The organism is Alteromonas portus, from assembly GCF_005117025.1.
Classification (GTDB): domain Bacteria; phylum Pseudomonadota; class Gammaproteobacteria; order Enterobacterales; family Alteromonadaceae; genus Alteromonas; species Alteromonas portus.
Map to the genome: position 1 here is coordinate 350185 of NZ_SWCO01000008.1, position 12401 is coordinate 362585.

Annotated in this window: 13 protein-coding genes; 3 read left to right on the plus strand and 10 right to left on the minus strand. The window is 43.6% G+C overall.

Going from position 1 to position 12401, the window contains the following annotated elements; all coding sequences use genetic code 11:
- The first annotated feature begins 357 nt into the window (after positions 1-357).
- The 3 genes from nhaB to E5672_RS15225 are packed head-to-tail and all read left to right on the plus strand — an operon-like array spanning position 358 to position 3014.
- Entirely contained in the window at positions 358-1932 is a 1575-nt protein-coding gene (gene nhaB, locus E5672_RS15215; RefSeq protein WP_136782971.1) for a sodium/proton antiporter NhaB, read from the plus strand.
- 3 nt (positions 1933-1935) lie between these two features.
- Positions 1936-2463 carry a disulfide bond formation protein DsbB gene (dsbB, locus tag E5672_RS15220; RefSeq protein WP_136782972.1) on the plus strand — a complete coding sequence of 176 codons (528 nt, stop codon included), beginning with the start codon at positions 1936-1938 and terminating at the stop codon, positions 2461-2463.
- Positions 2460-3014: a GNAT family N-acetyltransferase gene (locus E5672_RS15225; RefSeq protein ID WP_136782973.1), complete on the plus strand. Its 555-nt coding sequence runs from the start codon at positions 2460-2462 to the stop codon at positions 3012-3014. The genes dsbB and E5672_RS15225 overlap by 4 nt, the downstream gene beginning before the upstream one ends.
- A 42-nt stretch (positions 3015-3056) precedes the next feature.
- Here E5672_RS15225 and E5672_RS15230 read toward each other — a convergent pair whose 3' ends face one another.
- The 10 genes from E5672_RS15230 to E5672_RS15275 form a co-directional block, all read right to left on the minus strand.
- Positions 3057-4340: an alginate export family protein gene (locus E5672_RS15230; RefSeq protein WP_136782974.1), complete on the minus strand. Its 1284-nt coding sequence runs from the start codon at positions 4338-4340 to the stop codon at positions 3057-3059.
- Positions 4341-4494: 154 nt separating this feature from the next.
- On the minus strand, positions 4495-4989 hold the full coding sequence (locus E5672_RS15235; protein ID WP_136782975.1) for a YcgN family cysteine cluster protein: 495 nt from the start codon (positions 4987-4989) through the stop codon (positions 4495-4497).
- Positions 4986-5654, minus strand: coding sequence for a fumarylacetoacetate hydrolase family protein (locus E5672_RS15240; RefSeq protein ID WP_136782976.1), 669 nt, complete (start codon positions 5652-5654; stop codon positions 4986-4988). The genes E5672_RS15235 and E5672_RS15240 overlap by 4 nt, the downstream gene beginning before the upstream one ends.
- The gene (locus E5672_RS15245) at positions 5654-6736 is read right to left on the minus strand and encodes a lytic murein transglycosylase (protein ID WP_136782977.1); all 1083 of its coding nucleotides are present in this window, start codon (positions 6734-6736) and stop codon (positions 5654-5656) included. Before E5672_RS15245 ends, E5672_RS15240 begins: the two co-directional genes overlap by 1 nt.
- A 6-nt stretch (positions 6737-6742) precedes the next feature.
- On the minus strand, positions 6743-7039 hold the full coding sequence (locus E5672_RS15250) for a YcgL domain-containing protein (RefSeq protein ID WP_136782978.1): 297 nt from the start codon (positions 7037-7039) through the stop codon (positions 6743-6745).
- 121 nt (positions 7040-7160) lie between these two features.
- On the minus strand, positions 7161-8318 hold the full coding sequence (gene rnd / locus E5672_RS15255) for a ribonuclease D (protein WP_136782979.1): 1158 nt from the start codon (positions 8316-8318) through the stop codon (positions 7161-7163).
- A gap of 62 nt (positions 8319-8380) precedes the next feature.
- Complete coding sequence (gene fadD, locus E5672_RS15260) at positions 8381-10033, minus strand: long-chain-fatty-acid--CoA ligase FadD (RefSeq protein ID WP_136782980.1); 1653 nt, start codon at positions 10031-10033, stop codon at positions 8381-8383.
- 122 nt (positions 10034-10155) lie between these two features.
- Positions 10156-10995, minus strand: coding sequence for an alpha/beta fold hydrolase (locus tag E5672_RS15265; RefSeq protein ID WP_136783035.1), 840 nt, complete (start codon positions 10993-10995; stop codon positions 10156-10158).
- Positions 10996-11094: 99 nt separating this feature from the next.
- Positions 11095-11748, minus strand: a complete 654-nt coding sequence (locus E5672_RS15270) for a Slp family lipoprotein (protein WP_136782981.1) — start codon at positions 11746-11748, stop codon at positions 11095-11097.
- A 338-nt stretch (positions 11749-12086) separates the two neighbouring features.
- The gene (locus tag E5672_RS15275; protein WP_136782982.1) at positions 12087-12380 is read right to left on the minus strand and encodes a hypothetical protein; all 294 of its coding nucleotides are present in this window, start codon (positions 12378-12380) and stop codon (positions 12087-12089) included.
- Positions 12381-12401: the final 21 nt, after the last annotated feature.

Genomic DNA, 12401 nt, shown 5'->3' on the forward strand with positions numbered 1-12401 from the left:
TATGCTTCGTCCACTAAAGCTTTTAACAACTTGTTAAAATTAGCGTGGCATTTCAAACACTATAATGCAGTACTTGTACATTTTATGCTCGAAATATTATGCATTTTCGAATTCGATGATATTTATCACCAAAAAAGTGATAAATATTCAGTGACTTTCACATGGTGGGGTCTGTGAATTGCTTTCTCAAGGCGTTAATATCATGTACGCTTATTTTCCGACTATAATGACAGCAGCAAAACAGTGGTAAAGCGAAATAAATCGCATAACGCCAGCAGTTTATGTATGCAATAACCGGAACTACACAGTATAAAGATGCGCAAAATGCGTGCTTTGTTGTAAAAGGAACAGGAACTCATGCAAACCTCAATGATCGCGGCGATCTATAAGAATTTCCTGGGACACGCGCCCGACTGGTATAAAAAAACCATTATTGCCTTTCTCATTGTTAATCCCTTCATCTTTATGGTGGACCCATATATAGCTGGCTGGACGCTTGTCATTCAGTTTATTTTTACGCTAGCGATGGCGCTTAAATGCTACCCGCTTCAACCAGGTGGTCTCCTTCTCATCGAAGCCATGTTTATCGGTATGACCACTCCCGGTCATATGATGCATGAGATTGAAGTGAATTTAGAGGTGCTGCTACTTCTTGTATTTATGGTGGCGGGCATCTACTTCATGAAAGATTTACTTATGTACTTGTTCACCAAACTGGTTATCAAGGTACGCAACAAGTTAATTCTTTCGCTTTCGTTTATTTTTGCGTCTGCGTTTTTATCTGCATTCCTCGACGCGCTCACGGTTGTGGCGGTAATCATCAGTGTAGGCTTGGGCTTCTACTCCATTTATCACAAAGTAGCGTCAGGCAAAGAGTTCCACTCCGATCATGATCACACCAGTGACGACGAGCTAGGAAGCCATGACTTAGAAGATTTCAGAGCGTTTCTACGCAACCTAATGATGCACTCAGCTGTAGGTACAGCGTTAGGTGGCGTTATGACAATGGTAGGCGAACCACAAAACCTGATTATTGCTGACAAAGCAGGCTGGGATTTCGTGGAGTTCTTTATCCGTATGGCACCTGTTACGATACCTGTATTTGTGTTTGGACTATTAACCACCGTTGTGTTGGAAAAGACCGGCATGTTCTCTTACGGTGCCAAACTGCCAACTGCAGTTAGACAGATTTTGGTCGATTACAACGAGCACATGGATAAAGGCCGCAGTAAGCGTGAAACAGCAAAACTTGTAGTTCAAGCGCTAATTGGTGTTTGGCTAATAGTAGGCCTGGCTACACACATGGCATCCGTGGGTTTAATCGGCTTATCCGTTATAGTGCTTGCCACTTCAATGAGCGGTGTTATCGAAGAACATGCACTAGGTAAAGCATTCGAGGAAGCACTACCTTTTGCTGCACTACTTTGCGTTTTCTTCGGTGTAGTCGCTGTTATTATCGACCAGGGCCTATTCCAGCCAGTTATACATTGGGTGTTGTCGTTTGAAGGCGAAACTCAAATGGTCATGTTCTATCTTGCCAACGGTGTGCTGTCGATGGTGAGTGATAACGTATTCGTGGGCTCGGTGTACATCACTGAGGTAACAGCTGCTCTGCAAGCTGGCCAGATCACTCGCGACCAGTACGATATGCTTGCAGTAGCAATTAACACAGGTACAAACTTACCAAGTGTTGCAACGCCAAACGGTCAAGCAGCTTTCTTATTCTTGCTTACCTCCGCTATCGCACCATTACTTCGCTTGTCTTACGGCCGCATGGTAATGATGGCGCTACCGTACACAATTGTACTTACTATCGTAGGTTTGGTCGCAACCTATATTGGGCTTGCCGATGCTACTCAGTGGCTTTACGACATGCATCTTATTGAGCACCACACCGCTGCTGAAGCAGGCGCTCAAGCGGTAGGTCACTAATCTATGCGCGGAATTATTCACAGCATTAGCCAGTGGGCAGAGCACAAGTCTTCATGGCTTGTGCTTTTCGCCACGTCCTTGGCATTAGAAATTGCTGCCCTCTACTTTCAATACGGCATGGGCCTAAAACCCTGCATAATGTGTATTTACCAGCGTACAGCTATGTACGGCATTGTATTGTCGGCACTTATTGTCGTAATAAAAAACAACGGTTTTACACGCATGCTTGGCTTTGCCGGTTGGGCTGTAGCTGCAGGCTGGGGCTTTTTGATTGCCAAAGAACACGTGGGTATTCTTAACGCTGCGAATCCATTTTTTGCTAGCTGTGAAATAGTGCCTAACTTTCCGTCATGGCTTCAACTTCACGAGTGGTTGCCTGCAGTGTTTGCCGCTGAAGGTGACTGCTTAGAAGACTCGTGGCAGTTTTTATCTATGGGAATGGCTGAGTGGATGCAAATTATATTTGCTGCTTATTTTGCTGTATTTGCCATTGTATTTGCATGCCGTTTGCTGGATAAGAAACCCTTTTGATCGACTTATCCATTCTGCCCTCTCGCCTTCCTCCTATACATACTGAGCAAGGCCCAATTAGCATTCAGCGCATCGCAGAGAAACACTGCTATGCGCTGTGCGATGCAGGCCAACAGTCGATTCATCATGTCAAACCTTGGTTTGGCTCTGCCGTGTGCCCTGTTACTCCAGCTTTATCTAAACAGTGTATAACTGGTATGGAGAAGGCACGCGAAACAGGCTACGGCCTAACCTATTTGTTAATACATGACGAAAAATGTTTGGGTATGGGGATTATCAATCATATCCACCATACCCATTTGACGGCAAATCTTGGCTATTGGTTAAGACCAGATGCATGCGGTAAAGGCTTAGCAACAGCAATTTGTGAAGCGTTGAAAAAGCTTGCGTTCTCTCAGATGAATTTGCATCGTTTAGAATGCTTTATTGAGCCAAATAATAAGGCAAGTATCCGTGTTGCTGAACGTATTGGTGGAATAAAAGAAGGGCTGTGTAGAAAGCGTGTATTTGGAAGAGATGCACTTCTTTATGCGGTTATCAACGACAGCTAAGCTGCCTAAAATATTGCCGCTTTTAAGCGGCAACTTGCTTTTTTAAAACGTGTAGGTCAACGCCGTATAACCGTATATAGAATCATCAGGATATGCACCACTATCTAGCGCGTCGCCTTTAGCTAGATAAGCGCCTCCAAACTCTAGCTGTAATGCCTCGTGCGCGTTGTAGCGCCAGCGAAGCTCAACCTGATGCCCCAAGAAGTCATTTGCGCCATCAGCAACTTTTTGCAGCCATAACCCTTTATAGCCGATCATTATGTCGTGTAACTCGTCAAGTTTCGTTACGCTTCGAAGGCCTGGCGCAAAGATGTTACTTCTAGGAAAAGTTTGATATACATCTGTAGGTCCAAAGTCAAAACGCCGCAATCCATACAAGGAGTCGAACGCGCGTATGGTATCATCGCTGGCGTCGTCATCACCGCTTGCAGCGTCAACTTCCGCCCTTAAGAACGTACTATCGTTTATTTGTTTACCTATGTGACTATGAACCATCCATGCTCTGACATCTCTGTCTATCACATCAGAAGCCAGCGCGGATTGTCTAGCCTCACCAACTTGCCCAATCGCTTCTATGTTAAACTGCCAGTCGTTGAGCAACATCGCGGTATGATCTATTGAGAGTGTATAGAGATCTCGATTTTTCGTACTAAGTTCTGCAGAGTCAGACTCTTTTAGCCAATAGCTATGAACCTTCCAAGCATTGTCTTTAGACTCTGCGTAAATACCGAAAATCTTTCGATTGCTGAAGCTTTTATCAAACTCACGTTCGTTGTCATCAATTGCCCCTGTATCATTTGGAAAACGGGTTACAGGGAGCAAATAGAAGGCTCGGACGCTCCATTCAAGCCAATTTGTATCAACAAGCATCCCTTCAAACGTGTTGGTAGCATTTCGGTACCGTGTGCGCCCCATTAATCGTCGACTTCCATGGTCTAGCGTTACGCGACCAATAGATACACTGTCGATATAAGGCAGTGCGCTTTTGTAAGAAAGGTAGAACTGGATAGGCTCTAAGGCATTGACTTGTGAAGACGTTAATGTGGGATCGTTGTCGTCCATGAAGGCTCTTGCATCTTCCAACTCTCCAACTGCTTGCCAACGACCATATTCAACTGCACCTTTTAATCTAATTCGCGTTGAAAGGCGTTCATTCGTTTTTGAACGTGCTTCTTCAGTAGTAGGGAAAATAGGGTTGTTCAAGGTTTCGTAACGTAGCCTAATCGAACCGCTGTGCTCAAAACTAAATTCCTGTGCACTAACATTAGATAGTGTATTTGTTATAACAAACGACAACCAAACGCTGTTTAGGACAAACGCCTTCATCGATAAACCTTATTAGTTCGCAACTAATTACGTGTAAAAGTGGGAGTATAAACTAGGTTTGTTGCCAATTCTCATGGCTTTAAGTCTAATACAGTTAAAAAATGACTGCTTGAGCAGTCATTTAAGAGCAAGATAGTGCGGGCAAAATGAAAGGTTAATCTATATCTTCCAGAGGCCAGATGGCTATATAGTCTTCAAAGTGGTTTAGATCTACGTCAGTTTCGAACACAGTTTTGTTGCGTACCGACATACCCTTTGCGTGCATAACGTTTTTCTTACCTTTGTTGAGTAATGGGTGCCATGAGGGTATTCCCCTCCCCTCGTATAACCGACGATAGGTGCAGCTATTCGGCATAAAGAAAATATCTTTTAAGTTTTCTTTAGTGAGCTTCACGCAATCAGGCACCAACTCGGTGCGTCTTTCATATTGGGTACATTCACATTTTTTTGTGTTCAAATACGTACACACAATATTAGTGTAGTGAATCTTCTCATTTTCGTTGATATGATCGGTCACTTCATATTCTTCTACCGCATCATCATCGATAAATTTTTGCAGACAACATTTACCACACCCATCGCATAACGATTCCCATTCCTGCTGGGACATTTCTTCTAAAGATTTGGTTTCCCAAAATGCTACTGTCATTCAGCTACTACCTTTGAACTTACCGTTATGAAGCCGTCTAACGACGCCTCAACTTTATCTGCCGGGCTAAGCTTACCTACCCCTTTGGGCGTACCTGTAAGGATCACATCACCACTGTCTAACGTAAATATAGACGACATGTGGGCGATGAGCGGTATGATTTTGTGCAACATAAGTTCAGTATGCCCTTGCTGTCTAATCTCTTCGTTTATGGTTAAAGTAAAACGCAGGTCGTCCAGATTAATTGTTTCATTAAAGGGTACAAAGCCTGACAGCGGAGCACTGTTGTCAAAAGACTTGGCCCTTTCCCATGGCTGCCCTTGCTTTTTAAGCGCCGCTTGAACTTCGCGAAGGGTTAAATCGAGACCAAGTCCAATACCCCATATCGCGTCTTTGACCTCATCTTCACTGGCATTTTTAAGCGGTGACTTGAGCAACACTGACACTTCCAGTTCGTTGTGGCACTCGCCTTTGTCGGTAGGAATGACAATAGGCTCATCCATATGACACAAGGCCGCCTTTGGCTTCATAAACAACAATGGCGCTTCAGACACGGTAGAATTCATTTCTTCTATGTGGTCTAGGTAATTTCTACCTATACAAACCACTTTACTAACGGGTAGCGATATTTCATTGCCTTGAAAATCAATGTGACGATAAACCATTAGTAACCTCGCTTTATTCGTTCTGATAAATACCCAACCGACACACCAAAATATGATGAGCGGTTCCATTTCATCAGCGTGTGAAAATTGTTATACACCAAGTAAATTCGGCCTTGCTCACCATCGGGCATAATGAGCGATGCATTAATCTCTGCGTTGGGAAGCTCACTTCCGTTGTAGCGTTTAACGCCGTTCTCCTGCCAGAAAGACAAGGGCTTCATATTAGATTTTGCGAGCCCTGAAAAAGCTACCGGTTTGGTTAATATTACCTGCCGGCCCCACGTCCCTTCACTATCCCACCCTTCAGATGAAAGGTAGTTGGCGATTGACGCAAACACGTCTGCCTTGGTTCCCCAAATATCCTTTCTGCCGTCGCCGTCGTAGTCCACTGCGTAATTTAAAAAGGATATGGGCATAAACTGTGTTTGTCCCATGGCACCGGCCCAAGAGCCTTTAAGCGCCTCGACAGAGATATGCCCTTCATCTAGTATCTGAAGTGCCGCAAAAAAATTGTCCTTAAACAGCTTTTCCCGTCGCCCTTCGTATGCCAAAGATGCCAGTGCAGACAACACACTGAAATTGCCCTGTATTTTACCAAAGTTAGACTCATTACCCCATAGCGCCACAATAAAGCGTGCCTGAACCCCGTATTTTTGAGCAATTTCTTCAAGCAGTAGTTTGTGCTCGTTGTACTGCTCAACCGCCTGTTTTACTTTCCAGTCAGGTACTCGCGTTGCTAGATAATCATCTAACGTTATTTTTTTCTCTGGCTGGCTTTTATCTGACTTGACGACCGTGGGCCTGAAAGTGATGTCAGAAAACGCCAAGTCTAACTTAGTTTTGTCTATACCTTTTGCGTCCGCTTCTTTTTTCAAATTCGCAACGTAGCTTTTAAAGCCCTCTTCACTCAACCTACTGTCATTACTTAGTTGATTTTCGGCATGAACTGTAAGTGAGAAGCTTAAGGTTACACTCACTAAAACTAGTGCAATATTGCGCGGTTGAGGAAACGGGCTATGGCTACGACGCTTAGCATTAACGGTAATTCGGTTGACTAAGCGGTTAAGGGTCTTTAATAACATGGAATTTTAGAACTTCTTATCGGGCGTTTTTGAAAGCCCTAGCGATTCGCGGTGCTGCTCTAGCAAGTTATCTTCTTTTGGCGGCATTTGAAGATAAAAGCCTTTATCATTAAGTTCGTCGATAAGCTTTTGCTTATCAACCATGCCAAGTTTCTCTCGTTTTTCTAAAGCAATAATGGTAACAAATTCAGGGCGACCAAACTTTGCCATTAGCGGTTCCGGCACGTCTTCAAAATGGTCTTTTTTTGGTACGTATAAATACATACCGTCTTTTTTTCGCGTTTTATAAACTGCGCATAGCATAGAATTTTTACTCTTTCTTAATTCGTTTATTTAGTTTCTTTTGGGTTCACTATGTAGATTAAATTGGCCACAGAACATACACCTCTCGCCAATTCTGCTCACCCATATTACTTTTAAAGCACTATTGGGCGGGAGCGTCGCCAAGTAAACGGGTTACGTGAGGGCGAAACAATGGCTCTCTCCACGTCGACAGCACATCTGGCATTAAGCCCTGAACGCGGGTCTCATCAACCGAAAACCAATACCATTTTAACAGCTGATTCAGCTGTTTTTTAGAAGCAATAACGTCACTATTAACGGCATTGTCTTTCGCTATTTGATCGCTGATGACTTTAAGCTCAGCCAACGTTTTCTTGTACTTTGCAATATCGATTAACCGCAGCACTACCGGTAGTCTAAGCTTTTCTGGCGTTTGCGCGTATCTAGCTCTTGTTTCTTCAATTAGCGTAATGATGGTATCGCCGTATCGGCGTACCGACTGATGATTCACGCCGTTAATGCGAGAAAGGCCAGACTTGCTATCAATAAGCCGCTGCGCTGCTTCAAATAGATGTCCTTCTTTAAACACAAAATTTAAAGCCAAGTCTTTTTTACGTGCAGTATTTAAACGCCACGCCGCTAATGCTTGTAATACAGTGAGCTGCTCGCTGTTTAATCGCCAGTTGTTTTTAATACTCAAATAAGCAAAATCTTCAGGCATTTGGGCGCGCTTTTTATCAACTAGCAAAGCGATTTCCTGGTAAATCCAGTGTACTTTACCCGCCTCTTGTACTTTACTGGCTAACTGTTGATAGCAAGGCAGTAAATACAGCACATCATTCGCTGCGTAGCTAAGCTGGGCTTCGCGAAGTGGCCTGGCTAGCCAGTCGGTACGCGACTCTCCTTTGTCTAAACTTATGTCACACAGTAACTCTACAAGCTTTGCGTAGCCAAGAGATGGCCCCATGTCCAAAATACTTCCCGCAAGCTGGGTGTCAAACACAGGCGTTGGCACCGTATCAAAAGCAGTTAGGAATGCCTCGATGTCTTCAGAACACGAGTGCAGTACTTTTACGACTTCGGTATTCTCCATGAGATCGATAAACGGGCTCATGTTGTCAATGGCTAGCGGATCGATAAGTACCAGTTGGTGACCATCATACAGCTGGATAAGGCCTAAATGAGGAGTAAGGGTTTTCGTTCGTACAAATTCGGTGTCTAAGGCTACCGCCTCTTGACGCTGTGCGGCAGTGCACACTTTTTCGAGTTGTTCAGATGTTGTAATTAATTGATATTGCATATTTTTGCACAGTAATAAAAAAGCCGGCTTACGCCGGCTTTCACAAAACTATTTCAAAGGAATTAGTCTCGAAGCTCCCGACGCAGTATTTTACCTACATTGGTTTTTGGTAAGTCGTCTTTGAAAACAACTTGCTTAGGCACTTTGTAACCTGTTAAGTGATTACGGCAATGCGCGATAACGTCTTTCTCAGTAAGTGAGTCCTTGTTTCGTACTACGAACAATTTCACCACTTCACCACTGACCTCATGAGGAACACCAACGGCCGCTGCTTCAACAATGTTGTCATGCATCGCAGCTACTTCTTCGATTTCGTTGGGGAACACGTTAAAGCCTGATACCAGGATCATATCCTTTTTACGGTCAACAATATAGAAGTAACCTTCATCATCTACCGTTGCAATGTCACCTGTGGCTAACCAACCGTCTTTTAGAATTTCTTCTGTTGCTTCAGGTCGGTTTAAATAGCCTTTCATCACCTGTGGCCCTTTTACCCACATTTCACCCGGCTCGCCCTTTTCGACAGGGTTACCGTCATCATCAAGAAGTTTGATATCTGTTGACGGAACCGGCATACCAATTGCGCCTTTATAAGCTTCAATCTGAGGTGGGTTAACCGCAACTACAGGCGAGCACTCTGTTAAGCCATAGCCTTCAAGAAGCACAGTACCGGTAACCTTTTCCCACTTTTCTGCAACAGGACGCTGAACAGCCATCCCGCCGCCTAAGCCGAACTTAAACTTGCTAAAATCAAGCTCGCTGAATCCAGGAGTGTTCAATAGGCCGTTAAATAAAGTATTAACGCCTGGCAAAATGGTAAACGGATATTTGCTAAGCTCGTTTACAAAAGCAGGCATATCGCGTGGGTTCGTAATAAGTAAGTTACGACAGCCGTATTTAACGAACATTAGGCAATTCGCCAGAAGCGCAAAGATATGGTAAAGCGGAAGCGCTGTTACGACAAAGTCTTCACCTTCTTCAATGACGGTTTCTAGAATACCTGACACCTGCTCTAGGTTAGCAACCATATTGCGGTGAGTAAGCATAGCACCTTTAGAAACACCCGTTGTGCCACCCGTATACTGAAGGAATGCTAAGTCGCCGCTGTCGATGTCTGGGCGCGTATATTCAAGAGACTGCCCTTGTTTAACCGCCGACATAAACGACGTCGTCTCAGGTAGATTAAACGAAGGTACCATCTTTTTAACGTACTTCACCACCGCATTCACTATCCAGCGCTTGGGCGCGGGAAGCATATCGCCTAAAGCCGTCAAAAAGACTTCTTGCAAATTAGTATCTGCAATCACCTCTTCTAAAGTGCAGGCAAAGTTTTCGACTATAACAATGGCTTTCGCATTGGCATCGTTTAGCTGATGCTTCAATTCACGTGCGGTATAAAGAGGATTAACGTTAACCACAACCATACCTGCACGCAATATCCCAAACATGGCAACAGGATACTGAAGGAGGTTGGGCATCATGATTGCAACAGCATCACCGCGTTTCAGGCCGCTAGACTGTAAGTAAGCAGCAAATTGCGCTGACAAGGTATCTAGCTCTTCAAACGAAATTGAGTGCCCCATATTAATGAAGGCTTCTTTATTTTTAAACTTCTTAACCGACTGCTCGAAAATGTCTACTACAGATGCGTAACGATCGGCATCGATTTCTGCGGAAACGCGAGGGTCGTAATGCTTAAGCCAGGTTTTTTCCACCAAAACCTCCTCTACTTTATTCTTATACTATTTGATGAGCGCATTAAGAAGGCGCGCCCATATAACTGGTCTGATAACTTGCGAATAGTATAGGAAGTGTAAAAAAAAATAAACGCTACAATTTACAATTGCTCAACAAAATTGCGAATTATTAGCCCTACATCATCAGTATTTTCCATGTGAATATGATGACCGCCTACTAATTGTTCATATTGTGCATTTAAGAACCACCCTTTTCTTTCGGGAAAAACGCTTTCGAGATTTTTAAAGCTATTGGATGCACCAATAAAAAGTACAGGACATACAATAGCACGCATAAGAGATTCTGCCTGCTTTTCTGTCAGTCTTAGTGATGATTTTGTGCGAAGCTTAGGGTCACTTGACCAGAAGCAATGTCCGCCAGCATCTTGGGTTAAGTTTCTAGACAATATTGAACGTGCGTGTTCTTCTGGAATATCTGAAATTTTGCATCTTGCTTTTACGGCTTCTTCTAAATCAACAATCTGTAATTTATTACGCGATTTGGCATGTCGACTAATAATAGACTCTCGCATTTGCTTTGCAGTGGTTTCCTCGCTTTCGGTAAGCGGTCCACATGCATCGATACTTATCACAGCAGTGACTTTCTCAGGAAATAGAGAAGCAAACAAGGTTGCTAATATTCCGCCAAGGGAGTGCCCTAATAAAATAACTTCATCCCATTTTTGAGATTCTATCAGCGCATACAAGTCTTGTAGGTAATCGGCTTGATTGTAATGTGTGCCCTGCGCACGATGCGAGGAGCGGCCATGCCCTGCAAGATCAATAGCAACAAAACGATGGGATTGAAGGTAAGGCGCTAACAGCCGTAGACTTTCAGCGTTATCTAGATACCCATGTAAACCAATGATAACTTTGTTACCACCTTGATTGTCTAAGGCTGCTAAGTGTAATGCGCCAATATCGAACTCTGTTTCAATCATAAGTTTCCATGCTGGCAAACATTTGCCGCCTCCCTTACGTTATCGCTCTACTTAAAAATATAAAGCGGCAATGTTATGCCGCTTTAAAAATTAACCCTATTACTGCTTATCTACCCGCAGTGGTTGTCCCGTCGACTTGGTTCTTGTGCTACTGTCACCTGAATTGCGCGACGGCATTTTAGCTTTGCTCGGTGCATTTTGGTAACGAATAACTCGAGTTCTATTGAAATGGGGATACATCCAAGGCCCATTGAAGCGATGAAACGGTGAGTACCATCCCGTGTGGTAATTGAAGAAATACGTATTTACATCGTAAACCTCTTGCTTTCTCCACATGTGGTAATCGTCAGCGATAATCGTAGGGTAGATATAGGGTTGCTCGCCCACCATACCCGAAGTTGGCGAAGTTATAGTGCCCAAAAATGTGGCCGAGCGCCCTTCTTCAAACACAATAGGATCGACAAAGCCGTCAATCTGTACTTTGAAACGCCCCGCAGTTTCACCATTTGTGGAAGGTTTGCCGTAGTGGTTCAAAGGGAAGTGAGCGAGCTCGATGAGCGTTTTATTAGGCTTGTTTTCAACGCCCACGATCATACCGCCCCAGCGAGCTTTTTGACCTTGTGCATTCGCCCCCGACGTAACCGCCTTAGAATAAGTAATTAATTGAGTACCCTCAGGAACTTCAATACTCTCTGGAACGATAGTACAGCCTGCAGACAACATAACTGTTAGTAAAACTAAATAACGAAACATCAATGCGCTCCTCTAAACCCTAGAAAAGATGTTGCTACTTTAAACTTTTAAGTAGATCTGCATGAACTACACGTGCAGCAACACATTTATTAACTCTTATATACTTTGACGTATCTATTTAAGTTAAAAAGAAAAATTGCGTCCTAGCATTTAAACACTAGCATTATTACGGAAAGACAACCACTGTTGTTCAATTAATGTAACGAATAAATGTAATAGATAAAGGTTATCAAACAACGTTTAGAGTATATCGGAAAGGCGTTTGTTCAAAACGCTGTGCGAAATTTAACAATTTGTTAGATTTTTTACTGCACGGAGTAACACTTTACTTTTTTAATTTAGGCGTAGATATCTACGCCAAACATCGATTGAATGGAATCGCGTTGCTGCTGCTTTTCAAAGCTTGTGTATGAGGCTATGGCATTTTGAGAATAGGTGTTGCCGTCTTCACGGATAAATTTTTGGTACGCTTTGGCATTATCCGTTCCATTTTCGTCGGGCGCAACGACGATCGCCTTGGCAGACGACTCACTTTGCCCTTTACTTTGCTGTTCGGGGTCTTTGTTAATTTTAGCGACACGGCCTTGCGAAGGTTCGGAAGACGGTACGGCGAAATTATTATTGATAATCATACAAAGTTAACTGAGGCAAGA